At 73.6% G+C, this 23,942-nt stretch carries 23 protein-coding genes; 9 read left to right on the top strand and 14 right to left on the bottom strand.

The annotated features are described in order from the left end of the window. Positions 1 to 39 precede the first annotated feature (39 nt). Complete coding sequence (locus B9W62_RS01690; protein WP_087804447.1) at positions 40 to 1,131, bottom strand: alpha/beta hydrolase-fold protein; 1,092 nt, start codon at positions 1,129 to 1,131, stop codon at positions 40 to 42. Positions 1,132 to 1,219: 88 nt separating this feature from the next. On the opposite strand from B9W62_RS01690, the gene B9W62_RS01685 reads away from it, so the two are divergent. Continuing rightward, the gene (locus B9W62_RS01685; protein WP_087804445.1) at positions 1,220 to 1,432 is read left to right on the top strand and encodes an MbtH family protein; all 213 of its coding nucleotides are present in this window, start codon (positions 1,220 to 1,222) and stop codon (positions 1,430 to 1,432) included. A gap of 13 nt (positions 1,433 to 1,445) precedes the next feature. On the opposite strand, the gene B9W62_RS01680 is transcribed toward B9W62_RS01685, so the two are convergent. Continuing rightward, positions 1,446 to 4,760: a family 78 glycoside hydrolase catalytic domain gene (locus B9W62_RS01680; RefSeq protein WP_087804443.1), complete on the bottom strand. Its 3,315-nt coding sequence runs from the start codon at positions 4,758 to 4,760 to the stop codon at positions 1,446 to 1,448. Between the two features lie 307 nt (positions 4,761 to 5,067). On the opposite strand from B9W62_RS01680, the gene B9W62_RS01675 reads away from it, so the two are divergent. Both B9W62_RS01675 and B9W62_RS01670 read left to right on the top strand, forming a co-directional pair. Further along, positions 5,068 to 5,787: a DinB family protein gene (locus B9W62_RS01675; protein WP_087804441.1), complete on the top strand. Its 720-nt coding sequence runs from the start codon at positions 5,068 to 5,070 to the stop codon at positions 5,785 to 5,787. 260 nt (positions 5,788 to 6,047) lie between these two features. After that, on the top strand, positions 6,048 to 7,217 hold the full coding sequence (locus tag B9W62_RS01670; RefSeq protein WP_087804439.1) for a DNA topoisomerase subunit B: 1,170 nt from the start codon (positions 6,048 to 6,050) through the stop codon (positions 7,215 to 7,217). A gap of 4 nt (positions 7,218 to 7,221) precedes the next feature. On the opposite strand, the gene B9W62_RS01665 is transcribed toward B9W62_RS01670, so the two are convergent. Beyond that, positions 7,222 to 7,737, bottom strand: a complete 516-nt coding sequence (locus B9W62_RS01665; protein WP_087811688.1) for a MarR family winged helix-turn-helix transcriptional regulator — start codon at positions 7,735 to 7,737, stop codon at positions 7,222 to 7,224. A 171-nt stretch (positions 7,738 to 7,908) separates the two neighbouring features. Between B9W62_RS01665 and B9W62_RS01660 the strand changes: the two genes are divergently transcribed. Continuing rightward, entirely contained in the window at positions 7,909 to 9,132 is a 1,224-nt protein-coding gene (locus B9W62_RS01660) for an FAD-dependent monooxygenase (RefSeq protein ID WP_087804437.1), read from the top strand. Here B9W62_RS01660 and B9W62_RS01655 read toward each other — a convergent pair. After that, complete coding sequence (locus B9W62_RS01655) at positions 9,114 to 9,737, bottom strand: TetR/AcrR family transcriptional regulator (RefSeq protein ID WP_087804435.1); 624 nt, start codon at positions 9,735 to 9,737, stop codon at positions 9,114 to 9,116. The genes B9W62_RS01660 and B9W62_RS01655 overlap by 19 nt on opposite strands. Before the next feature lie 147 nt (positions 9,738 to 9,884). On the opposite strand from B9W62_RS01655, the gene B9W62_RS01650 reads away from it, so the two are divergent. Further along, positions 9,885 to 11,051 carry an FAD-dependent oxidoreductase gene (locus B9W62_RS01650; protein ID WP_087804433.1) on the top strand — a complete coding sequence of 389 codons (1,167 nt, stop codon included), beginning with the start codon at positions 9,885 to 9,887 and terminating at the stop codon, positions 11,049 to 11,051. 281 nt (positions 11,052 to 11,332) lie between these two features. Here B9W62_RS01650 and B9W62_RS01645 read toward each other — a convergent pair whose 3' ends face one another. The 3 genes from B9W62_RS01645 to B9W62_RS01635 all read right to left on the bottom strand — a co-directional run bounded on the left by B9W62_RS01645 (position 11,333) and on the right by B9W62_RS01635 (position 13,956). After that, positions 11,333 to 12,076, bottom strand: a complete 744-nt coding sequence (locus B9W62_RS01645; protein WP_087804431.1) for a chitinase — start codon at positions 12,074 to 12,076, stop codon at positions 11,333 to 11,335. A gap of 109 nt (positions 12,077 to 12,185) precedes the next feature. Next, positions 12,186 to 12,704: a lytic polysaccharide monooxygenase auxiliary activity family 9 protein gene (locus B9W62_RS01640; RefSeq protein ID WP_087804429.1), complete on the bottom strand. Its 519-nt coding sequence runs from the start codon at positions 12,702 to 12,704 to the stop codon at positions 12,186 to 12,188. A gap of 298 nt (positions 12,705 to 13,002) precedes the next feature. Continuing rightward, on the bottom strand, positions 13,003 to 13,956 hold the full coding sequence (locus tag B9W62_RS01635; protein ID WP_087804427.1) for an alpha/beta hydrolase family protein: 954 nt from the start codon (positions 13,954 to 13,956) through the stop codon (positions 13,003 to 13,005). Positions 13,957 to 14,095: 139 nt separating this feature from the next. Here B9W62_RS01635 and B9W62_RS01630 point away from each other — a divergent pair, with 139 nt between their 5' ends. Both B9W62_RS01630 and B9W62_RS01625 read left to right on the top strand, forming a co-directional pair. After that, the gene (locus B9W62_RS01630; RefSeq protein ID WP_087804425.1) at positions 14,096 to 14,473 is read left to right on the top strand and encodes a MerR family transcriptional regulator; all 378 of its coding nucleotides are present in this window, start codon (positions 14,096 to 14,098) and stop codon (positions 14,471 to 14,473) included. A gap of 232 nt (positions 14,474 to 14,705) precedes the next feature. Continuing rightward, positions 14,706 to 15,815, top strand: a complete 1,110-nt coding sequence (locus B9W62_RS01625) for a ferritin-like domain-containing protein (RefSeq protein ID WP_179235300.1) — start codon at positions 14,706 to 14,708, stop codon at positions 15,813 to 15,815. A gap of 14 nt (positions 15,816 to 15,829) precedes the next feature. On the opposite strand, the gene B9W62_RS01620 is transcribed toward B9W62_RS01625, so the two are convergent. Continuing rightward, entirely contained in the window at positions 15,830 to 17,335 is a 1,506-nt protein-coding gene (locus tag B9W62_RS01620; RefSeq protein ID WP_087804423.1) for a SulP family inorganic anion transporter, read from the bottom strand. A gap of 310 nt (positions 17,336 to 17,645) precedes the next feature. Here B9W62_RS01620 and B9W62_RS01615 point away from each other — a divergent pair, with 310 nt between their 5' ends. After that, positions 17,646 to 18,056, top strand: a complete 411-nt coding sequence (locus B9W62_RS01615; protein WP_087804421.1) for a MerR family transcriptional regulator — start codon at positions 17,646 to 17,648, stop codon at positions 18,054 to 18,056. Positions 18,057 to 18,085: 29 nt separating this feature from the next. Here B9W62_RS01615 and B9W62_RS01610 read toward each other — a convergent pair whose 3' ends face one another. The 4 genes from B9W62_RS01610 to B9W62_RS01595 form a co-directional block, all read right to left on the bottom strand. Continuing rightward, the gene (locus tag B9W62_RS01610) at positions 18,086 to 18,478 is read right to left on the bottom strand and encodes a VOC family protein (protein ID WP_087804419.1); all 393 of its coding nucleotides are present in this window, start codon (positions 18,476 to 18,478) and stop codon (positions 18,086 to 18,088) included. A 249-nt stretch (positions 18,479 to 18,727) separates the two neighbouring features. Then, the gene (locus B9W62_RS01605; protein WP_087804417.1) at positions 18,728 to 19,681 is read right to left on the bottom strand and encodes a helix-turn-helix domain-containing protein; all 954 of its coding nucleotides are present in this window, start codon (positions 19,679 to 19,681) and stop codon (positions 18,728 to 18,730) included. A 9-nt stretch (positions 19,682 to 19,690) separates the two neighbouring features. Beyond that, the gene (locus B9W62_RS01600; protein WP_087804415.1) at positions 19,691 to 20,527 is read right to left on the bottom strand and encodes an alpha/beta fold hydrolase; all 837 of its coding nucleotides are present in this window, start codon (positions 20,525 to 20,527) and stop codon (positions 19,691 to 19,693) included. 73 nt (positions 20,528 to 20,600) lie between these two features. Next, complete coding sequence (locus B9W62_RS01595; protein WP_087804413.1) at positions 20,601 to 21,113, bottom strand: carboxymuconolactone decarboxylase family protein; 513 nt, start codon at positions 21,111 to 21,113, stop codon at positions 20,601 to 20,603. A 100-nt stretch (positions 21,114 to 21,213) separates the two neighbouring features. Between B9W62_RS01595 and B9W62_RS01590 the strand changes: the two genes are divergently transcribed. Next, a complete protein-coding gene (locus B9W62_RS01590) occupies positions 21,214 to 22,191 on the top strand; it encodes a pirin family protein (protein WP_087804411.1) in 978 nt (325 codons plus the stop codon). 15 nt (positions 22,192 to 22,206) lie between these two features. On the opposite strand, the gene B9W62_RS01585 is transcribed toward B9W62_RS01590, so the two are convergent. Both B9W62_RS01585 and B9W62_RS01580 read right to left on the bottom strand, forming a co-directional pair. Further along, positions 22,207 to 22,845, bottom strand: a complete 639-nt coding sequence (locus tag B9W62_RS01585) for an HD domain-containing protein (protein ID WP_179235299.1) — start codon at positions 22,843 to 22,845, stop codon at positions 22,207 to 22,209. Positions 22,846 to 22,946: 101 nt separating this feature from the next. Next, positions 22,947 to 23,915 (bottom strand): GlxA family transcriptional regulator, encoded by a 969-nt coding sequence (locus B9W62_RS01580; RefSeq protein WP_087804407.1) that lies wholly within the window; start codon positions 23,913 to 23,915, stop codon positions 22,947 to 22,949. Positions 23,916 to 23,942 lie beyond the last annotated feature (27 nt).

Here is a 23,942-nt window from a genome sequence, read left to right as displayed (position 1 = left end):
GGCCCCGTGACCCTGCGGGTCGGCCGCGGTCGGGGGAGGCTACCCGAGGGCCCAGGCCACGTCCCGGAGCAGCGCGTGCCGCCAGCCCGCGCGGTCGTGGCCGGAGGCCGACCGGGAGACCCGCACGGTCGCACCGGCCCGCTCGGCCAGGCTCTCCACCAGGGCGCAGTGGGGGAGCATCCGCGTCTCGTGCTCCCCCGCGTCGAACGCGATCCGCAGGCCGGACATGTCGGGACCCGCCCGCAGACGCGCCGCGAGGGTGCCGCCGACCGGACCGCCCAAGGGGTCCGCCGACTCCGCGGCGTCCGGCGTCCACCACAGCGACGCCGACTGACAGGCGACGCGCGACACCAGGTCCGGGAACTCCAGCGCCGCGTACAGCGCGCTCAGACCGCCCAGGCTCTGCCCCGCGACCACCGTCCGGCCCGGATCGGCGGGCACCCCGCTCTCGGCCACCAGGGGCAGCAACTCGTCCCGCACCGCCTCCCACAGCGCCGGCCGGCACCCGAACTCGGCCCCGCGGTCCTTGGCCGGGAGGAACACCAGGGTGACCGGCGGCATCTCACCGCTCGCCGCGGCCGAGTCGAAAGCGGCCGTCGCCGGGTGCAGGTACAGCCAGTCGTCGCCGTCGAGCAGCAGGACCAACGGGCCGCCCCCGCCCACCGGATGGACCCGCACGGTGCGCCGCCCGCCGAGCCGCTCGCTGGCCCAGCGCAGCCGGGTGCGGGGCAGGGGCAGGACGTCGGTGGCGCCGACCAGGGGCCAGTGCGGCTGGGCCGGGGCGTCCGGGGTGGCGCAGACGGACCGGTCACCGCCCGCGCCGACGGGGTTGCCCGGGTCGGCGTAGGCGGCGTCGTCCACGAGGAACTGGTACGTCACCCGCAGCCGCGCCGGCATCCGCACCTCGGCGTACCAGCAGTCCGTGTCGCCCCACCGCCGCAGGGGCACGGGCTCCGACCAGCTCTCGAAGACGACGCTCGCCGCCCGCGACCCGCGCCACAGGAACAGGGTCGTCCACCCGTCGCCGTCGGGGATCGACAGCGGCGTGGTCGGCCCGGCCCAGAAGGCGTCGGTGCCGGGCTCGCCCGTCAGCCCGAACGCGGCGAAGGTGTCCGCCCCCGCCCGGCTCATGAACGTCTCCTTGTGGAGCGGAAATCCAGAAGGCTAAGCTCATCGCGCATTAGGCGAGCCTAACCTAATTCAACGGGAGGTACCGCGGATGAGCACCAACCCCTTCGACGACGCCGACGGCCGGTTCCTGGTCCTGGTGAACGACGAGGGCCAGCACTCGCTCTGGCCGTCCTTCGCGGCGGTGCCCGGAGGCTGGACGACCGTCTTCGGGGAGGACACCCGCGACGCCTGCCTGGCCTACGTCGAGGCCAACTGGACCGACCTGCGCCCGCGTTCCCTTGCCGGGTCCGCGGACGCCTGAGCTGCGGGCCGCGTCACGCGTCGCCGGTGAACTCCCACCTGCCGTGGCCCACTTCGAGGACGTCGAAGCCGGGCACCGAGCGCAGGAACTCCGCCCCGTCGGGCGCGCTCGCGCGCCCGGCCCCGGACACCGGCACGTGGACCTCCGCCCGCGACCCGACCGGCACGCGCACGGTGAGCCGCAGCCTCCCGCCCACGGCGGACCACGCCACGGCCGCCTCGCCGCGCACGGTGCGGATCGAGGTGCGCGCCCAGTCCACCCCCGTACGGGCGTCGGGGCGCACGGAGAAGGTGCGCCACCCGGCGTCGCCGGGCCTGAGCCCGGCCACGTTCTCGTACAGCCACTGGGCGACGGTGCCCTGGAAGTAGTGGTCGCGGGAGCGGGAGTCCAGCGGCCACATCTCCCACATCGTGTCGGCGCCGTGGTCGTGCCAGTAGCCCCAACTCGGGTACGTGCGCCGGGTGGCCACGGCGTGGGCGACGTCCGGGCGGCCGTGGGCGCACAGCACCCGCAGCAGCACGCTCGTGCCCAGGGCCCCCGTGTTGAGGTGGTTCCCGCGCCTGTCGATGTCGGCGACCAGGCTCTCCAGGACCGTGGCCCGGGCTCCCGGCGGCACCAGCCCGAACGCCAGCGGAATCGCGTTGGACGTCTGCCGGTAGTCCGGGTCCTTGGCCGTGCGGTAGTGGCCCTGCGGACCCAGGAACGCCGCGTTGAACGCGTCCCGCAGACCCTCGGCGGCGGCGCGGTAGCGGTCGGGGACATCGTTGTCGCCGGGCAGGCCGGAGAGCGCCTCGCCGAGCTCCGCCGTGTGCAGCAGCGCCCGGTACAGATAGGCCGTGGCGGTCAGCCGGGTGTCCTCGGGCGGGTTGCCGCCGTAGCCGGGGGCCAGGTAGTCGCCGAGCGCGGTGACGGCCAGGCCGTCCCGCAGCCGGCCGAGCTCCCAGTCCAGGTAGCGGGTCAGGGTCTGCCAGTGCTCCCGGGCCGCCCGCTCGTCCCCGTACACCCGGTACAACTCGCGCACCACGAACGGATACACGGTCGTCCACTCGGGCGAGGGGCCGAGATCCCCGTACCCCCACCCGCCGCTGGGCACGATCACGGGGAGCTGTCCGTCGTCGTTCTGGCTGTCGGCGAGGTCCCCGAGCCACTTGGACAGGAAGCGCTGCATGCCGAAGGCGTACGTCATGACCGGCGTGCCGAGCTGGGCGTCGCCGGTCCAGCCGTTCTTCTCGTACATCGGCGTGTCGGTGGGAATGCCGTGCAGGTTGTTGAGGACGGTGCGCCGCATGGCCCTGTCCAGCCACTCGTAGAACGGCTCCGAGCAGGAGAACGAGCTGACCTCGTCCACGCGGGAGTGCACCAGCCGCCCCAGCACGTCCCCCGGTTCAGGACGCGCGGGCAGGCCGTGGACCTCGACGTACCGGAAGCCCTTGTACGAGAAGCTCGGCTCCCACACCTCCTCGTCCCGCCCGGCGCACACGTACTCGTCGGTCTGGAAGCGGCCGGGTACGTGCCCGGTCTCCGCGTGCACACTGCCGTCATCCTTGAGTTTCTCGCCGTGGACGAGCCGGACCGTCGTGCCCTCGGGGGCCCCGCGCACGGTCAGCCGGGTCCAGCCGGCCATGGTGCGGCCCATGTCCACGACGTACACGTCGGCGCGCAGTTCCTCGATCGCCGTCGGGCGGACGGTGCCGACGATTCCGATCGGGTCGTGCGGCTGTGCGCGCAGCGTGCCCCCCGGCGCCTCGCGCACACCGGCCGGCCGCCAGCCGGAGTCGTCGAACCCGGGCCGGGACCAGCCGTCGGGCGCCCGCCGGGCGTCGTAGGTCTCCCCGGCGTACAGGGAGTTGGACCGGGTCGGTCCCTCGGTGATGCGCCACTCGGTGTCCGTGGCGACGGTGGTGCGGGTCCCGTCCGGGTGGTCGATCTCCAGCTGCGCGAGCAGCCGGGGCTCGCCGTGCCAGGGGGCGCGGTGCCAGTTCCAGACGTTGGGTGTCGTCATGCCGTAGAAGCCGCGTCCGAGGGCGACCCCGATGGCGTTCTCGCCGCGCCTCAGCAGCTCCGTCACGTCGTGGACGGCGTACAGCACCGTCTCGTCGTAGTCGGTGAAACCGGGGTCGAGGACCTGGTCGCCGACGCGCCGTCCGTTGATCTCGGCCTCGTAGTAGGCGAGTCCGCTGATGTGCAGGCGTGCGCGGGTCACCCGGCCGCGGACGGTGAAGGAGCGGCGCAGCAGCGGAGCGGGTGCCTCGGGAGCCGCGACGGAGACGTTGCCGCCCCAGGGGCCCTCGCCGTAAGGGGCCAGCACGGCGGCCGGTGCCCAGTCGCCGTCGTCGAACCCCGGGCGCTCCCAGCCCTCCGGTGCCGCGTCGGTGGTGCGCCAGCCGTCGCCGGTGCGCAGTTCGTGGGTGCGTCCGTCCTCCGTCTCGACGAGGAGGCGGGCGACGAGTCCGCCGGGGTTCACACTGGCCCCGGGCCGGTTGGTGGCGAGGACGGCGACGAGGATGCCGCCGCCGGCGGAGCGCGCCTGCTCCGTGACGTCGGCGGTGCGGCCGGTGCGCCAGCCGTCGGTCTGCGGCGGTGCGTGGAGCACCTGCTGTCCGTGGATGTAGAGGGTGAAGTCGTCGTCCGCCGTGGCGCTCACCACGGCCCGCTTCACCACGGCGCCCGCGGGCAGGGCGAGCGTGGCGCGGAACCGGCGTTCGCCCTCCGGGGCGTCCGAGGAGGTCGCACCGGGGGACCAGATCCAGGAGGCGCCCTCCAGGGACGGCGGCGCGGGCGGCTCCTCGGCGCCGATCCAGCGCGCCAGCCAGCCGTCGTCCGGCAGCGACGTCTCCCACCAGCGCCTCTCGCTCCACGGGGAGCGGCGTCCCGCGGCGTCCCAGACCCGGACCTGCCAGTGGTAGCGGGTGCGGGGGAGCAGCGCGGGCCCGCCGTAGGGGATGCCGACGCTGCGGTCGGAGGCGACCTTGCCCGAGTCCCACACGGTGCGGGTGCGGGAGCCCCGGCCACCGGTGTCCCGGGTGACCCGGACGTGGTAGGCGGTCTGCCGGGCGTCGTGTCCGGGGGCGGCCAGCTCCCAGGACAGCCGGGGGAGTTCCACGTCCGTGCCGAGCAGGTTCCCGGCGTACTCGACACCGGTGCGCACGACGTGCAGTCCCGCCTCCGTCCGAGGCGCGCCGCCCGCGCCCCCGGCGCCCTGAGCCGCGGCCGCGCCGCCGGTGGTCAGCGCGGTGACGCCGGCGGCACCCGCGGTCGCCACCGTGCCGCGGAGGAAGACTCTGCGGTTCCAGCCCTCGGCCGTGTCCCCGGCCGGTTCCTCGGTCATGTGTGTCCGCCTTTGCTCGTCGTGCCGACGCAGCGGGAACGCACCGCGCGTGTGACTCGCGTCGGCTGCCTGTCCTACGGAGGGGAGCGAAGAGGTTGAAACGATTCAACCACTGTCCTCACGATCCTATGCACGCCCTGAGGGCCGCATCAAGGGATGCGACAACGGCCGTGCCGCGGCGGGGGCTTGCCGTCGCGCCGTGCGGCGGGGAAATGGGTCGCGCCCGCGGGACGCGACTCGTTAGCCTCGCCTCCGCCGGGCGCCGCGGGGCGCGGGCGCACCGTGACGACCGTGGAAGGGGCCGGGCATGGCGATCGAGGGCGCGCGGACGGACCGGTTGGGCGTACTGCTCGACCAGTTCGACCAGGCCAGGGAGATGGCACAGGTGCGGTTGGCCGGGCTCGGCGACGAGGAGTACCTGTGGGAGCCCGCGGCCGACTGCTGGTCGATCCGCCGCCGGGGCGAGGCGGTGACGCCCAGGGCGTACGGGCCGGGCGAGTGGGTGCTGGACAAGGGCGCCCCCGACATCCCGGCGAACGAGTACGCGGAGGTGGCCCGGCAGGCCGCGAGCGGCATGGCGGTGACCAAGATCGCTGACGACTGGAGCGTGAGCGTCGAGCGCGTCGAGCAGGTCCTGGCCCACACCGGCACGCCGGAGCCCGACCCGACGCCGGTCACCACCATCGCCTGGCGGCTCTCGCACCTGCACTCCTGCTTCGCGGGCCAGTGGGAGTGGACCTTCGGTGAACGACGCCGGGACCCGCGGCTGCTGGTCGACTTCACCCCCTCCGCCGCCCTGGAGCTGGCACGGTTCTGGGCGGTGATCGACCGCTGGCGCGAGGACGTCGCGGGCGTCACCGACGAGCAGCTCGACACCGTCGGCTTCTCCCAGTACCCCTACGGCTCCGATCCGGACGACCCCTACATCGGCGTCGTGGCCGGGGACAATCTGGAGTTCATCCACCACATGGCCGAGATCGCGCTCCTGCGCGACCTGTGGCGAGCCCGCTCCGGGGCCACCGGGTAGGCCCGGTCGCCGCCCGCGCCGGGGGCCGTCGCGGGACTCCCGAAACCGGTGGGCCCGGCGCCGCCGGGAAAGGCGCCGTGGGCGGCTTCGGCGGCCCCTTCCGGCGCACTTGCACCATGCCCGACGCCCTGGCTCCGACCAACTCCCGGCAGCCCGGCGACCGTCCGGCCACGGCAGCGGGCAACCGTCGGCGAACTTGCGCATTCCGACGATCCGCGCAGGCTGGGGGTGCTGAACGGACAGTCCGGGGAGGGTGATTCATGAGTGGCGGCACCACCGACCGCGAGGCCGGCCGGATCGGGATGCGTGAAGCGCGGGACGCCATCCGCAAGCGGCCCGGCATGTACGTCGGTTCGACCGGTGAACGCGGCGTGCGGCAGATGGTGTTCGAAGTCGCCGGACGGGCGGTGAACGAGGTCCTGGCGGGCCGGGCACGCCACGTAGACGTCACGCTCACGCGCGACGGCGGAGTGCGGGTCGCCGACGACGGACCGGGCGTCCCCGTCGAGGCCGCCGGCCACACCGAAGGCCCCGGTCTCGAAACGCTGCTGACCCGCGTGGCGTTCGCGCCCGATTCGGCCGACCGGCACACCGCGGTGCTGGCCCCCCTCGGCATCTGGCCCGCCGTCACCAACGCGCTGTCGAGCCGCCTGACGGCCGAGGTGCGACGGGCGGGGACGCGCTGGGTCCAGGAGTACGCGCGCGGCGTCGCGCTCGGCCCGCCCGTCGCCGGGGGAAGGGCCGCGGGCAGCGGTACCACCCTCACCTTCTGGCCCGACGCCGGCATCTTCGACACCCGGGAGTGTTCGTTCCCCGCGCTGGAGGAGCGGTTCAGGGAGCTGGCCCTGCTGAACCGGGCCCTGAGCATCTCGCTCACCGACGAACGCCCCGCGCGCCGGTCGGGGCCGGCCCGGTCGGTGCGGTTCCGGTTCCCCGGAGGAGCACGGGACTTCGTGGCCCTCCTCGCCGCGGGAGTGGGGACGCCGGTGCACCCCGACGTCGTCTGGTTCGAGCGGGAGGACCCGCGGATGGCCGGGACCGTGGAGGTGGCCCTGCGATGGTCCGACGCCCGCGACGAGCGCGTACGGAGCTTCGCCAACAGTTCGCCCACGCCTCAGGGCGGCGCGCATGTGGCGGGCCTGCGCGACGGAGTGGCGGCCGCGCTCGACGCCCGCGCGCGGGCGCGCGGCCCGGCGTGGGGCCACGGCCCCGCCTCCGGCGCGCAGCGGACCGGTGAGGGACTGACGGCGGTTGTGTCGGTGAAGGTCGACCGTCCCGACTACCAGGGCTCCACCCGGGGCGAGCTGGCCGGCGCCGCGGTGCGGGCCCGCGTCGAGGCTGCCGTACGGGAGCGGCTCGGCACCTGGCTCGAGGAACACCCGGAGCAGGCGGACGCGATCCTGCGCCGGGCCGGGCGCCGCGCGCACTGAGCGCTCACTCCTCCGCGTCGAGCCGGGCCAGACGCGCCGTCACGTCGTCGGCGAGGCGGGTGAGGAGGCGGGTGAGGTCCTCGCGGTCCTGCCGCGGCCAGTCGGCGAGCGCCTCGGCGAACCAGCCGAGCAGGGACGTCACATACCGGTCGGCGGCCTCCAGGCCCGCCCCGGTCGGCTCGATGAGGCTCGCGCGGCGGTCGTGGGGGTCGGCGACCCGGCGCACCAGAGCGCGCTTCTCCAGCGCCTGGACCTGGCGGGTGACGTGCGGGCCGACGACCTGCATCCGGTCGGCGATCTCACCGATCCGCAGCGGCCGGTCGGCCGTCCGGAGGGTCACCAGTACGCCCATGGCGGGACGGTCGAGGGCGAGCCCGGCCGCCTCGGCCGCGCGTTCCGTGAGCCGGCCCTTGGTGAAGGCGGCGCTGAGCTGCGTGAGCCGCGGCAGCACGCTCAGCAGGTCGGGGTGCGGATCGTCGGGCGCGGAGGGCCCGGCGGGGCCGGAAGACTCGGGGGTCATGCGGATCTCCATTTGCATACCTGAGTTAGGTATCTATATCGTGGGGAGCGGCCGGTGCCTGGGAGGGTGCCGTATGGCCTCCATAAAGATACCTGAGGTACGTATGCTTGCATGCCGAGCGGCACGTGCCTCCGACTCGCCGGGGTCCGCCCCGGTGGAAGGCGAGAAGCCATGATCCGCACGTCCCGTCCCGCTCGCCGCGTACTGATCTCCGGAGCCAGTATCGCGGGCCCCGCGCTCGCGTACTGGCTCGACCGGTACGGCTTCGAGGTGACCGTGGTCGAGAAGGCCGCAGCCGTCCGCGGGGGCGGCTACGCGATCGACGTGCGGGGAACGGCCCGCGAGGCCGTGGAGCGTATGGGCCTCCTGCCGGCGCTGACCGAGGCGCACGTCGACAGTCGGAGGATCACCTTCGTGGACGCCGCGGGGGAGGAGGTCGGCTCGCTGCACCCCGAGCAGCTGACCGGGGGAGCGGCCGGGGTGGATCTCGAGGTCCGGCGCGGCGATCTGGCCGAGGTGCTCTACGCCCCGCTGCGGGACCGGGTCGAGTTCCTCTTCAACGACTCGATCGCGACACTCGACGACGACGGGGACGCCGTGCACGTCGTCCTCGACAGCGGCGCGCGCCGCACCTTCGACCTGGTGGTCGGCGCGGACGGGCTGCACTCGAACACGCGCAGGCTGGTCTTCGGCCCGGAGGAGCCGTTCCACAGCTACCTCGGGCGGGTCTTCGCGGGCTTCACGCTGCCGAACGAGTTCGGGCTCGCGCGCGAGGCCGTCATGTGGAACGAACCGGGACGCAGCGCCGTCCTCTACGCCCACGAGCCCTCCGACCCGGTGCACGGCTTCCTCAACTTCACCCGCGACACCCCGCCCTTCGAGGCCTTCCGCGACCCCCGGGCCCAGCGCGACCTGGTGGCGGCGCGCTTCCCCGAGCGGGTCTGGCACCTGCCGCGCATGCTCGAGGCCATGCGGGAGGCCGACGACCTCTTCTTCGACGTCGTCAGCCAGATCCACATGCCCACCTGGTCGCACGGGCGTGTCGTCCTGGCGGGCGACGCCGCGCACGCCACGTCGTTCATCTCCGGCCAGGGGTCGAGCGTCGCGCTCGTCGGCGCGTACGTCCTGGCCGGCGAACTGGCCACGCACGCGGACCACGCCGACGCCTTCGCGGCCTACGAGCGCCGGGTCCGGCCCTTCGCGGAGCGCAACCAGGCGCTGGCCACCAGCGGCGGCTCGGCGGTGACCCCCGTGACGCGGCAGGAGATCGAGGCCCGCAACGCCCTGCTGCGCGACCCGGAGGCGGCCGCGAGGGCGCTGGTGACGGCGAGCGCGACGGAGGGCCGGGCGGCCCACTCGTCCCTGGAACTGCCCGACTACCCGCGGGCCGCCTGAGCGCAGGCGGACCCGTCCGACGGGCCGGCCTGCGCGCGCCAACCGTGCAGGAGCAGGTCGAACGCCGTCTCCACGGTCGCCCGGGGGTCCTGCCGTCCCGTGGTCAGGGCGGGGATCTCCAGGACGAACCGGGCCAGCGCCGCGCACCCGGGGTCGTCCGTCTCCCGGCCGAGTTCCGCCGCGATCACGGCGCTGAGGGTGCCGGCGTGTCGCATCCACATGCGCTCGCTGTACTCGCGCAGCGCGGGCGTGTCGCCGACCAGAGCGGTGAAGTCCGCCCGGCGCGGGTCGGACGCGATCGGCACCCAGGACTCCAGGGCGTGTGCGCGGAGCGCCTCGACCACTCCCAGCCCCTCGGGCCGTTCGCGCACGGCGGCGGCCAGCGCGGTGTCGACCTCCTGCTCGCGGTCGAAGACCAGCGCCTCCTTGCTCGGGAAGTGCGCGAAGAGGGTCGTCGTCGAGACGTCGGCCCGCTCGGCGACGTCGCGGACGCTGACCCGCTCGAAGCCGTGCTCCAGGAAGAGTTCGAGGGCGGCGTCGGCGATGGCCTGCCTGGTGGCGGCCTTCTTCCGCTCGCGGCGGCCTGGGGTCGGTGAGTCGGACATGGCGCCACTCTAACCGACGACTGGAACGACACAGTAACCGGCCGAAGACAGAAAAGTGAGTCATGCAGAAACTGGAACAGTTGCAGTTTCTCACTCGTTTCTGCTTTGGTGGGTCCACGGGGGATCCACCGACGGAAGGAAGCCACCATGAACACTCCGACGCCCGCGGTCGCGCGGATCAGCATCATAGGCGCGGGCCCGGGCGGGCTCACCTGCGCCCGCGTCCTGCGGCGGCACGGCATCGCGGCGACCGTGTACGACCGCGATCCGGACGCCGCCTCCCGGGACCAGGGAGGCTCGCTCGACCTGCACGAGGAGGACGGGCAGCTCGCACTGCGGGAAGCCGGCCTGCTGGAGGAGTTCTTCGCGCTCGCCAGGTGCGAGAGCCAGGAGGAACGCCGTTTCGACGCCGCGGGGCGCCTGCTCGGCCACCGGCTGCCGGACGCGGGGGAGACCGCCCGCCCGGAGATCGACCGCGGCCAGCTCAGGGACCTCCTGCTGCGCTCGCTCGACGCCGGGACGGTGCGGTGGGGGCACACCCTGGAATCGGTGGGCGGGCCGGCCGACGGGCCGCGGACCCTGACGTTCGCCGACGGGAGCACCGTGGAGACGGACCTCGTGATCGGGGCGGACGGCGCCTTCTCCCGCGTCCGCGCGGCGGTCTCCGACGCTGTACCGCGCTACACCGGCGTCGGTTTCCTCGAAGCGTGGTTCGAAGGCATGGAGTCCGCGCACCCGGAGCTGTCCGAGCTGGTCGGCCGGGGCAGTGCCCATGTGGCCGACGGCGAGCGCGGTCTCTTCGCCCAGCGCGGCAGCGGCGGACACATGCGCGTCTACATCATGCGCAGGGCCGCCCTGGACTGGATGGCGGCGAGCGGCCTGCGTCCGCAGGACACCGAGGGCATCCGCGCGCGGCTCCTCGCCGAGTACGCGGGCTGGTCGCCGCGCATCCTCCGCCTGATCACCGAGAACGACGGCGCCTACGTCGACCGCCCGCTCTTCGCCCTGCCCGTGCCGCACACCTGGCGGCACACACCCGGCGTGACCCTCCTGGGGGACGCCGCGCACCTGATGCCCCCGCTCGGAGTCGGCGTCAACCTGGCCATGCTCGACGCCGCGGAACTCGCTCTCGCCCTCGCCCGCTCCGCCACCGTCGACGACGCCGTCCGCACCTACGAGAAGACGATGCTCCCGCGCTCGGCCGAGATCGCCGGGATGCTGGAGGGCGGCGCGGGGTTCCTGCTGGAGGAACCGGACGCCGAGGATCTCGCCCGGCTGGGTGCGCCCGCGACGGGCAGCGGGCCGGGGGAGTGACGCCCGCCGAGGGGGTGGCGCCCGGCCCGGTGGGCGGCACGACGGTGCGGCCCTCGCCTCCTGCGAGGAGGCGTTCCGCGCCGCGGCGTACGTGTCCCGAGCCGGGATCCGGGCCCAGGCGGAACACCGGGCCCCCGCTCCTGCCGCCCGACGACCGGCGCCGGGGTCCCGGTCCCGCCGCGGTGGGCGGCGAGGGTACGGAGGCCGGCCGGACGGCGCGGCCCCCTCGCGGCCGGGCGTGCCGGTGAGCGCGAGGGGGCCGGCGGGCCGGGCGCGGTCCGCTAACAGCTCAGGTTGTCGCCGGGCTCGACGCCGAGGAGCTGGGTGAAGCGCTCGTAGTTGTCGATCCGGCTCTGGACCTGTCCGGGATTGCCCCCGTCACACTCCAGGCTGCCGTTGATGGAGCGGATGGTCTCCCCGAACCCGGCGCCGTCGACCATGGCGTCGTGCGGGGTCATGGTGCCCGGCCCGGTCTGGGTGTTCCAGTACCACAGGCCCGTCTTCCAGGCCACGGCCGCGTCGTTCTGCACCAGGTCGGGGTTGTTGAGCAGGTCGATGCCGAGGGCGTCCCCGGCGGCCTTGTAGTTGAAGTTCCAGCTCAGCTGGACGGGCCCGCGCCCGTAGTACTTGTCGGTGCCGGCCGGACAGCCGTACGGCTGCGAGGCGTCGCAGTAGTGCGGGTAGTTGGCGGTGTTCTGCTCCACGACGTGCACCAGTCCGCCGGTCTCGTGACCGACGTTGGCGAGGAAGGCGGCGGCCTCCTGCTTCTTCACCGTGTCGCTGCCGGTGTTCGAGAACCCCGGGTAGGCGCTGAGCGCGGCAGTGAGACCGTCGTAGGTGTAGAAGGAGTTCCGGCTCGGGAACATCTGGTCGAACTGGGCTTCGCTGACCACGAATTCGGCGGCGGCGGCCGGGGTGTCGGGCTTCGCGGACTTCTCGGCGACGGCCGACGGCGCCATGGTCAGGGTGCACAGGGCGGCGGCCGCGCCGGTCGCGGCCAGCAGTGCGAGCTTGCGGTGCTGCATCGATGGGACTCCAGTCGGGTGGGAGGAGGGAGGCGGGGAGGGCGGAGGGGGGAGTGACCGTGCGCCCCGGAAGGGGCGGGATCGCTCCCGGACCGCTCCGCCCGGCCCGTCAGCCGCCGACGTTGACGTCGATGCAGGCGTAGAACGCGTTGGACGTGTCGGCGACGTTCCAGACGGCGAGGACCTTCTGCTGTCCGGTGAGCCCACCGAAGTCGACCTGGTGGTTCACGACCGCGTCCGGCTTCGCGCCGCCGTCGTCGAACAGTGCGATCCGCTGACCGCCGACGTAGTACTCCCAGGTGGTGGTGGCGTGCTGTGCGGTGAGCCGCCACGAGAACGTCGTGGTCTTCGACACCGGGGTGACCTTCCACCCCTTGCTGTCGTCGTCCAGCTCGGCGAACCGGCTGTTGCCGCCGCTGCAACTGGTCAGGCCCTTGGGGCCCTCGACGCTCTGGGGCTCGTACGTGATGTCGCCGCAGGACACCGTGCCCGCGGCGCACTGGGCCTGCCGGCTCGGCGGGTCGGAGATGTAGCCGTGCGCGCTCGCCGACGAGGCGGGCAGGCTCACGGCCACGACCGGGGCGAGGGCCGCGCCGATCAGGGCAGCGGTCTTCCGTCGTGCGTGCATGGGAACTCCTTCACATCCGGCCGTCCCAGGGCACGCGCGGCCGTGTGTGGGGGGACCGCGCGCACGCCGAGTACGGCCTCTCGTGGGTGGGGCCAGGAGGCGCGAAGGTGACGCGCACCCACCGTCCCCGCAGGGGCGTGGGACCCCGGCAGGGCTCAACTCCGTAAACGGAGCGGTGAGTTCTGTTGGACTAGACCATACAAGCGATCGACGTGACCGTGTCAAGAGTGTGTCAACGGCGAACCACGGCCCGCAGAACGCGCGTTGACCGGCTCCACGGCGGCGGACCGACGGCCTGTCAGCCCGAAGCCCTCTTGGACTCGAGCCGCCCGAGGGGATGCGCGTCCCCGGCGAGGTCGCCGCGCACCGCCGCCCATTCGGTGCTGTCGACGCCGAGGGCGTGGCGCAGGTAGGCCAGGGTGACCCGTTGCACCAGGGCGACGTGGGCGGGGTTCTCGTCGGTGGTTTCGGCGACCTCGTAGCCGGAGATGCCGCCGAGGAAGTGTTCCGCGCCGAAGAGCGTCAGGAGGCTCTTCTCTCCGGGGCTCAGGACGTACGGGTCGGCCGTCCAGTCCGCACCGCGGACGGTGAGGGGGAGGTCGTCCTTGTCGCCCGAGACCACCAGGGCGGGTGTGGTCATGCGGCCGAAGTCGGGCTGCCTCAGCCACGGGAGGTGCTCGGCGGCGAACGGCGTCAGGGCGTCGCCGCCCGCACCGGCCGTGGCGAGCAGCACGCCCGCCCCGACCCGGGGGTCGGAGAGGTCCTCCATCTCGCCGGTGGCGGGGTCGCGGACGCGCAGCCCCAGCAGGATGCCCGCCGTCTGGCCGCCGAAGGAGTGGCCGGCCGCCGCGACGCGGGACCGGTCCAGCCGCCCGGCGAGTCCGGGGACGGCCGCCTCCACCGCGTCCAGGTCGTCGAGGACCCGCCGCATGTCCTCGACGCGCGAGCGCCACAGCCCCGGCCTGCGCGGGTCGTCCTCGGCGAGGCCCACGGTCCGCGAGTCGAGATGGGTGGGTTGGACCACCACGAAACCGTGGGCGGCCCAGTGGTCGGCGAGCGGGCCGTAGCCCTCGAGCGACGAGCCGAATCCGTGCGCGAGGAGGACGACGGGCAGGCCGTGCCCGGTCACCGGCGCGGACACGCGCACGCGCAGGTCCTCGCCGCGCCCGGGCGCGGGCAGCACGACGGGTGCGACCGAGACGACCGGCGCGGCGGGGGCGATGTGGGGCGGCACACCGACTGGCGTGGTCATGAGGGGCCTTCTTTCTGTCGGCCGGAAAGGGTGGGGGAGAGGGGCCCGCGACGAGGCGGGGCCGTCGGGAGTTACGCTAAAACCTCACGTTGACGTGAGAGGCAAGTCCTGTGGCCCGGCCCAGGAGAGGAGGCGCGGGATGCGCATCGGGGAACTCGCCGCCCGAACGGGCGTCAGCGTGCGGGCGCTGCGCTACTACGAGGAGCAGGAACTGCTCGTCCCGGAGCGCAGTCACAGCGGGCAGCGGCGCTATCCGGAGAGCGCCGTCGGTCATGTCCGGCTGATCCAGCGGCTCTACGCGGCGGGCCTGTCGAGCAGGACCATCGTCGACCTCATGCCGTACGCGGTCGACGGCAGGGCCACGCCGGAACTGCTCGACCGCCTCGCCACGGAGCGGGACCGCGTCGAGGGCCGGATCGCCGACCTGGTCGGCACCCGGGACCGACTCGACTCCGTCATCACCGGCGCCACGAGCAACCTCCGCACCGGCAGGTCCTGCGGCGCCGGAGCCTCCTGACCGACGTCGGCCGCCCTCGGCGCACGCCGCCGGCAGGGCCGACCGGGTTGAGGATGGCCCGCTCGGTGTCGCCCGCCGGGGAAACGGCCTCGGCGCTGCTAGTTTCGCCTGCCGTCGGAGGAATCCGGACGTCTCGGTCGGAGCCGGGCGCCGGCGGGCAGAGGGAGTACGGGTGACCGGTGTGCGCGAGGAATCGTCGGGGGCGGGATCCCCGTTCGGGCGAAGGACCTTCATGGCGTCGGCCGTCCTGACGGCCGCGGCCCCCGTCTCGGCCGCCGCCCCCGTCTCGGCCGCCACTCCCGTCTCGGCCGTCGCCCCCGTTCGCGCGGCCGGGCAGCCGGAGGGCGCCGTGTCCGGCTGCCGGTCCGTGGCGCGACTGCTCGCCGTCCCCGAAGGCTCCCGCGGCGTCGACTGGCTGACGGAGGCCCTACAGGTCGCCGTGGCACTCGAACTCGCCACGATCCCGCCGTACCTGTGCGGATGGTGGTCCGTGGGGGACCGCACGAGCCAGGTCGCCCGGCTGATCCGGCGCATCATCGGCGACGAGATGTACCACATGGGCGTCGTCTGCAACCTGCTGGTGGCCGTGGGCGGCAGGCCCCGGATCACGGACGCGGCCCTCGCCTACCCCGGCCCCCTGCCGGGCGGGGTGCGCGACGGCGTGAACGTCTACCTCTCGGGCCTCACCAGGCCCTTCGTGCACGACGTGATGATGGCGATCGAAGCCCCGGAGGAGCCGCTGGCCCGCGGCATGAACAACTCGCCCAGCATCGGGCGCTTCTACGACGACCTGCTGGCCGCCTTCCGGGCCACGGCGCCCGAGCTGTCCGTCCGCGGGCAGTTGTCCGAGCACATCGGGTCCGACGTCCTGGAACCCGTCACCGACCTCGACGGCGTCGAGCGGGCGATCGAGATCATCAAGGAGCAGGGCGAGGGCACCACCAGTTCCCCCGAGGACGCCTTCGGCGACGACTACCCGGCCCACTACTACGCGTTCGGCGAGATCTACCACGGGCGGCAACTGCGCCAGGAGGACGGCGAGTGGCGGTTCACCGGCGCCCCCGTGCCCTTCCCCGACGCACGCCCCATGGCCCGGGTGCCGGCCGGCGGCTGGCCCGACCCGCCGCAGCGGGTGGCGGACCTCCTCGACCGGTTCGACACCGCCTACGCCAAGGTGCTGAGCACCCTGGAGGCGGCCTGGGCCGACGGCGACGCACGCACCCTGGGTTCGGCCGTGCGGACGATGCGCGCGCTGGAGGGCCCCGCCCTGGAGCTGATGGAAACCGGCATCCCCGGCACCCGGGGTACCTACGGCCCCCAGTTCCGCCCGCCCCGGGGGTGACGTCGGCGGGACGGTCAGTGGTTCTTGGCGAGCGTGCCGCCCAGCCGCTCGCGCAACAGGGTGCTGTGCTCGTTGAGGCCGACGATCTCGACCCGCTTGCCGCGCTGCGCGTACTTGGTCTCGATGGCGTCCAGCGCGGCGACGGACGAGGCGTCCCAGATGTGGGTGGCGGACAGGTCGATGACGACCTGGTCGGGGTCGCCGGCGTAGTCGAAGCGCGTGACGAGGTCGTTGCTGGAGGCGAAGAACAGCTCGCCGGTGACGGAGTAGACGACCTGGCCGCCGTCCGGGTCGGTGACGGAGGTGACGTCGGCGAGGTGCGCCACCCGCCTGGCGAAGATCACCATGGCGGTGACGGAGCCGACCACGACGCCGATGGCGAGGTTGCTGGTGGCGACCACGACGGCGACGGTGACCACCATGACGAGGATCTCGCCGGCGGGCATCCGCCGGAGGGTCCGCGGCGCGACGGAGTGCCAGTCGAACGTCGCGAAGGACACCATGACCATCACCGCGACCAGGGCGGCCATCGGGATGTCGGACACGACCGGGCCGAAGACGATGCACAGGACCATCAGGAACGAACCCGCCAGGAACGTGGACAGGCGGGTGCGCGCGCCGGACACCTTCACGTTGATCATCGTCTGGCCGATCATGGCGCAGCCGCCCATGCCGCCGAAGAAGCCGGTGACGATGTTGGCGACGCCCTGCCCGATCGACTCGCGGGTCTTGTCGGAGTGGGTGTCCGTGATGTCGTCCACCAGCTTCGCCGTCATCAGCGACTCCATGAGCCCGACCAGCGCCATGGCGAGCGCGTACGGGGCGACGGTCGTCAGCGTGTCGAGGGTGAACGGCACGTCGGGCAGCCCCGGCACCGGCAGCGCGTGGGGCAGCTCGCCCTTGTCGCCGACGGTCGGTACCGCGATGCCGGCCGCCACGGTGACGAGCGTCAGGATGACGATGGAGACCAGCGGCGCCGGGATCACCCTGGTGATCCTGGGGAAGAGCACCATCAGCACCAGGCCGCCCACGACGAGCGGGTACACGGGCCAGGGCACGTCGGTCATCTCGGGCACCTGCGCCATGAATATGAGGATGGCGAGGGCGTTGACGAAGCCGGTCATCACCGAACGCGGCACGAACCGCATCAGCCTGGCCACCCCGAGCGCGCCGAGGACCACCTGGAAGACTCCGGCGAGGATGACCGCCGCGACGAGGTACCCGAGCCCGTGCTCACGGTTCAACGGGGCGATCACCAGGGCCACGGCACCCGTCGCCGCGGAGATCATCGCGCGACGGCCGCCCACGACCGAGATGGTGACGGCCATGGTGAACGCGGCGAACAGGCCGATCTCCGGATCCACCCCGGCGATGATCGAGAAGGAGATGGCCTCGGGGACCAGCGCCAGGGCGACGACGAGTCCGGCGAGGACCTCGGTGCGCCACACCTTCGGGTCGGAGATCCAGTCGGGCTTGAGGCCGCGCAGGCGCGCGGCGGGGGAGAGCACGGGAGCAGACAAGAGGGAGGTACCTGTCGTGGTCGGGCACGCCCGGCGGCGAGGGGCGTGCGGGGGAGCGCGAGGGCCGGGCCGGTCCTGCGCGAGGGCCGCGCGGCGGCGGACCGAACGGGAGGAGACGGCGCGCCGACGGGCGGACGCCGCTCAGCGGCGAAGCGTCACGGCGGACAGGCGGCGGCGCGGGGCGTCATCGGCATGCGCTCGCTCTCTCCTGCCGGCGTCGGTACGGTACCCGGCTACTCTACCCTAACGTTACGGTAGGGATCCCGGCCGTCGTGACGACGGCAGGACGGACGAGGAGGAAGGCGCGGGCGTGAACGGCGGGCACATGCAGATCGGCGAGGTGGCGTCCAGGACCGAGTTGTCGCTGCGCACGATCCGGCACTACGAGGAGACGGGCCTGGTCGTTCCGTCCGCCCGCTCCCAGGGCGGCTTCCGGCTGTACACCGAGGCCGACGTCGCCCGCCTCATGGTCGTGCGCCGGATGAAGCCGCTCGGCTTCACCCTCGACGAGATGCGCGCCCTCCTGGAGGCGACCGACCGCCTGGACCGGGGCGGCGAGCAGCTGCCGGCGGACGAACGCGCGCGGCTCCTGGAGCGGGTACGCGGCTTCGAGCAAGCGGCCCGGCAGCGGGTCGCCGACCTGCGCACGCAGCTGGCGCGCGCGGAGGAGTTCGCCGCGACCCTGGCCGACCGCATCGAGAGCGCGACGGGCGGGCAGTAGCGGGCGCCCGGCCCGTCCGCCCCCGTCCGCTACTGGACCTGCATGATCTGGATCAGATTGCCGCAGGTGTCGTCGAGGACCGCCGTGGTGACCGCACCCGTCTCCAGCGGCTCCTGGGTGAAGTGCACCCCGAGTCCGCGCAGCCTGTCGTACTGGGCCCGTACGTCGTCCACGGCGAAGGAGGCGGCCGGGATGCCGTCCTCGGCCAGCGCCGTCCGGTACGGCCGTACCGCGAGATGGGCAGAGGGTTCGAGCAGCAGCTCGGTCCCGTCGGGCGCCTCGGGGGAGACCACGGTCAGCCACCGGTCCCCGCCCGCCCCCACCGGCACGTCGTGCTTCTTCAGGAAGCCCAGCGCCTCGGTGTAGAAGCGCAGTGCATGCTCCTGATCGTCGACGAAGACGCTGGTGAGGTGGATCTTCATGGGGTCACCTCCGGTGTGCGGGTCCGGGCCGTCGGGCCACGACGCGCACGGGCGGGCCAGAACCGCCTCCCCCCGACGCCGCGGGCCGGGGGGAGGGGCCGGACAGGTGTCCTAGGACTGGGGCCGGCGGCCGTGGTTGGCGGGGTGGTTGCGGCGGGCCTTCTTCTTCCGGCGTCGCTTCGAGGACATGCGTGCCTCCTTCGGAAGACGTCTGCTCGGTGCGGGTCCGTGTCCGAGTTCGTGTCCGTGTCAGTGAGCATCCGTGGATGCCGTCCGTCCACGATTCCACGCACGGCCGGCCGGTGCCATTCGGCGCGGCACGGGCCCCCCGGGTCCCGCCGGCTCCGGGGGGCGTGCCGGTGACGAGCCCGGCCACGCGACGTCGTCGATCGCGAGCCACGGTGCGCCGGCCACGGCCGTGGGGGTGAGGCCGGTGAACGCCTTGACCTCCCGGTGGAGGTGGGACTGGTCGACGTAGCCGCTCTCGAAGGCGACGGAGGCCGGGGCCAGTCCGGCCGCGAGCAGGTGGGCGGCGTGGTCGAACCGCACCAGCCGGGCGGCTCGTTTGGGCGTGATGCCCAGCTGGGCGTGGAAACGGGCCGACAGCCGCTTGCGGCTCCAGCCGACCTCGTCGGCGAGACCGTCGACCCGTACGCGCCCCCCGTGTGCGCGTGTCGTCCGCCAGGTGTGGGCCACCTCCGGGTCGACCGGCGGCAGGTCGGCCGTGCGGCGGCGGACCAGGTCCGCCGCGAGCGCGAACCGCTCGTCCCACGACCCGGCGGCGCGCAGCGCGTCGACGGCGGCTTCCGCGCCGCGGCCCCAGACGTCGCCGAAGGACTCCACCCGCCCGCCGAGCGCGGCGGCCGGGCCGAGCACCCTGGCCGCCACCGCCGGTTCCAGCCTGATTTGCAGGCACGTGCCCACCCGGCCCGCCGCTCTGAGGTCGCCCGGGGCGAGCCCGACGACGACGCTGCCGTGTCCGTGGCGTCCCCGGGTGCTGTACAGCAGGCCGTCGCCCTCGCTCAGGTCGAGCAGCACGGTGACGGCGGGATGCGCGACCATCGCCATGTCCACGAAGGCGGACACGTGTTGGCTGAACCCGGCCATGCTGATACCCGGCAGCCGGGCCGAGGGACGCGGGACCGCGACGTCCACCCTCGACCAGTCGGGTGGCGCCCCGGTCGGTGCCTCGGTGGACAACACGCGGTCAGTCTAGGACTCGGGGCCGACGGACGGGAGGCCCGCGTCCCGCACGGCGAGGCCGAGCAGCAGCTCGCCGGTCGTCCCGGGCGCTTCCAGGGGAGGCAGGTGGCCGACGCCGGGCAGCAGCTCGAGCCGCGCGTCGGGCACGGCTTCGTACCGGTGTGCCGACGACGGCTCCCACCGGGGGTCGGCGGCACCGAAGAGCACCAGCACCGGGACGGTGAGCGCGGCCAGGCGCTCGGGCACGCTCCGCTCGGCGAGGTAGGCCGTGTTCCCGCGCGCCACCGTCCGGAAGGAGCGGTACGAGGTGGCCCGCAGGTCGTCGAGCATGTCGGCCGGGACGTCCACGGACCGGGCGGCGGTCGCCCCGATCGCCTTGCGGAGCATCGCGTCCGTGCGCCGCCGCCACAGGAGCGGGCCGAGGGGCGGGGCCAGCAGGAGCCTCAGGATCATCGGCTGCGGGAGGAGCGCGTCCAGACTCGGGCCCGTGCTGACCAGAGCGATCGCCCCCACCAGATCGGGACGCCGCTCCGCGAGGGCCGTGGCCACGTAACCGCCGCTGGAGTGGCCGACCACCGTCACGGACCGGAGCCCCAGGTCGTCCAGGAGTGCCGCCACCCGGCCCGCCTGCAACGGCACGTCGTACGACGGGACCGGCGGGGACGTGCCGGACCCTGGCAGGTCGATCCGCACCACGTGACGGCGCTCGGCCAGCACCGGTACCACCAGGTCCCACGAGGCGCCCGAGGCCCCCGAACCGTGGATGAGCAGGACGGGCGGCGCCTGCGGCGGACCGTCGTGGACCACGTGCATTCCGTGCGACATTTCGGCGTCGTACTGACTCATGCGGGCATCGTGCGCCCGTGACCGGGCGGGGGTCTTGTACGAATGTCGCGTGATCCGCGGGGCGGACCGGGAGTCAGGCGGGCGAAGCGCCGCGCACCGGGTGCTTGCTCAGGACGGAGACCCGGTTGAAGGCGTTGATGCTGATCGCCACCCAGATCACGGCGGAGATCTGGTCTTCCGACAGGACGCCCCGCGCCTGCGCGTACGCGGCGCTCTGCGCATGCGCGTCGGCGGGATGCGTGGTGGCCTCGGCGAGGGCGAGCGCGGCGCGTTCGGCGGGCGAGAACAGTTCGGTGTCGCGCCAGGCCGGCAGCACCCCGAGCCGCTGGGTCGTCTCACCGCCCCGCAGTGCGGCCCTGGTGTGCACGTTGAGACAGTAGGCGCAGGCGTTGAGCTGGGAGACGCGGATGTTGACCAGCTCCACGAGGGTCCGGTCGAGTCCGGCCGCCGCGGCGACGCCTCGTACGGCCTCCGCCGTCGCGCGCAGTGCGGTGTAGGCCTCGGGGCTCTGCTTGTCGATGAACACGCGCCGCTCTTCGTTGTCCTCGGCGGTGCCTGCATCGCTGCGTACCGGCGTCTGCGTCATGCGGGTGTGCCCTCCGTTGCGCCTCGGCGTTCGTGACGTCCTATCATCGAACCATAGAAGTTGAAAGTGAAACTTTCAGGGTGAGTGGGAGGACGAAGCGGTGAGCAACACGGAAGCGCATCCCGCCGAAGTCGGGCGCGGGGCACGGCACAACGGCACGTCCGCCGCCGGCGTGGAGATCCTGACCGCGCGGGAGGTCCCGCTCGGCGGGCCGCGCGCCATGACGGTGCGCCGCACCCTGCCCCAACGGGCCCGGACGCTGATCGGAGCCTGGTGCTTCGCCGACCACTACGGACCCGACGCGGTCGCGGAGTCGGGCGGCATGAACGTCGCCCCCCATCCGCACATCGGCCTCCAGACGGTCAGCTGGCTGTTCAGCGGAGTGATCGAGCACCGGGACAGCCTGGGCAGCCACGCGTTCGTCAGGCCGGGCGAGGTGAACCTGATGACGGGCGGCCGCGGCATCAGCCACTCCGAGGTGTCCACGCCGGACACCACCGTCCTGCACGGCGTCCAGCTGTGGGTGGCGCTGCCCGCGGAGCACCGCGACACCGCCCCGGACTTCCAGCACCACGTGCCCGCCCCGGTGGCCCTCGACGGCGGCGAGGCGCGCGTCTTCCTCGGCTCGCTCGCCGGGGAGACCTCGCCCGTCGACACCTTCACGCCCCTGCTGGGCGCCGAGCTGACCCTGGCCCCCGGCGCCGCCGTGACCCTCGACGTCGACCCCGGCTTCGAGCACGGCGTCCTCCTCGACACCGGCGGCCTGCGCGTCGACGGCACGGCCGTACGCCCCGCCGAACTGGCCTACGCCGCGCCGGGACGGAACACGCTCACGCTGACGAACGAGAGCTCCGGGACCGCCCGGGCCCTGCTGCTCGGCGGCCCGCCCTTCGGCGAGGAACTCGTCATGTGGTGGAACTTCGTCGGACGCACCCACGACGAGATCGCGGCGGCCCGTACGGACTGGGAGAACGAGTCCGGGCGCTTCGGCCGGGTCGAGGGCTACCCCGGCGACCGCCTCCCGGCGCCGGCGCTCCCCAACGCCGTCCTGTCCCCGCGCCGCAACCCCGCGCCCTAGGGCCCGGGGGCGGGGTCACTCCGGCCAGGCGGAGTTCTCGATCACCTCGACGAAGTCCGTGCGCCGGAAGCCCGGCACGAAGTGCTCCAGGACGTCCGCGTTGACCGTGCCGAAGGTGGTGTCCGGACGGTGGCTGAAACCGTCCGTGAACGCCTGGAGGATCTGCTTTTTGAAGTCCGGGCGGGGGTGGACGGCGGTGACCGCGTCGATCTCCGCCCGGGTGATGCGGCCCAGGTGCAGGCCGAGCACGTCCGTCTCGACACCCGCGGTGGTCGCCGCGATCTCCGGCGCCAGCTTGTAGGGGACCTCCGGGGTGGTGTGCAGCGCGACGGCCGTCCACACCGTGCCCGCGTCGGCCTCGGGCACGCCGTGGGCCAGCAGGAACGCCCGTGCCTGGTCCGCGCCGTCCATCTCGAAGCGCTGGTCGTCGCTGCGGTAGGGCGGCACCAGGCCGGTGTCGTGGAAGAGCGCGGCGACGTACAGCAGCTCCGGGTCCGGCCGCAGGCCCAGGGCGGCGGCCTGGAGGCTCCCGAACAGGTAGACGCGCCGCGAGTGGTGGAAGATCAGGGGCGGCGTGGTGTCACGGACGAGTGCGGTCGCCTCCCGCGCGAGCGAGCTGTCGGGGATGTCGACTCCGGCGATGGTCTCGGTCATGGCGGTCCTCACGGGTCGGTGCCTGTCGTGTCGGTTCCCACCCTGCGCCGCACGGCCGGTCCGCGTCCGCTCCCCGATGGCCAGGTGTCCCTCGAAACCGGTCATGACTCCCGCACGGTGGTGGCGAAGCGCCGCTGGTAACGGATGGGGGACAGGCCCAGGTGCCGGATGAAGGCCCGGCGCAGACTCTCGTAGCTCGAAAAGCCCGATCGGGTGGCCGCCTCGGTGGCGTTGTGCCCGGCGTCGAGCAGGGCCTTGGCCAGGTCGAAGCGGACCAGTTCGACGTACTTCGCCGGCGTCGTGTCCAACTCGGTGCGGAACATGCGGGTCAGATGGCGTGGACTGACCCGCACCCGCGCGGCCAGGGCCTCCAGGCCGTGGTCGGCCGTCGGGTCGCCCTGCACCGCCTCCTGGACCAGCCGCAGCACCGGGGTCCGGGGAGCCGGCCCCTGGAGCGAGGCGGAGAACTGCGACTGGCCGCCGGCCCGCTGCATGTACACCACCAGCGAGCGGGCGACCCGACGGGCCAGGGCGGGACCGTGGTCCTCCTCCAGCAGGGCGAGGGCGAGGTCGATGCCCGCGGTCACACCGGCGGACGTGTACGTGGTGCCGTCCTTCACGAAGAGCGCGTCCGGCTCGACCCGCGTCGCCGGACACCGCCGGGCCAGTGCGTCGGTGTGCTGCCAGTGCGTCGTGGCGCGCCTGCCCTCCAGGAGGCCCGCCGCGCCCAGCACGAAGGCACCGGTGCACACCGAGGCGACGCGCCCCGCCCGCTGTGCCAGTGCCTTCGCGGCCGCGCCGAGGGCGGGGTCGACGGGGGAGGCCGGCAAGGCGTCGCCGCCGACCACGACCAGCGTGTCGTAGGCCGCCGCGGCCCGTGCGTCCGTGTCCGCCGGCACCCGCATGCCGATGGACGAGGACACCGGCGACCCGTCCGCCGAGACGATGCTCAGCCGGTAGTCGGCGCCGAACCGGTTGGCCTCGCTGAAGACCTCCGCCGGCCCCGACAGGTCGAGCAGCTTCATGCCGTCGAACACGAGGACGCCCACCCTGTGCGGTCCGGCTGCCATTGCTTCCTCCGCCGTTCGGTACTTCAA

The organism is Streptomyces sp. CS113 (assembly GCF_002188365.1).
In the GTDB taxonomy this organism is placed as follows: Bacteria; Actinomycetota; Actinomycetes; order Streptomycetales; family Streptomycetaceae; genus Streptomyces; species Streptomyces tendae.
This window is presented reverse-complemented; position numbering and strand designations above follow the sequence as displayed.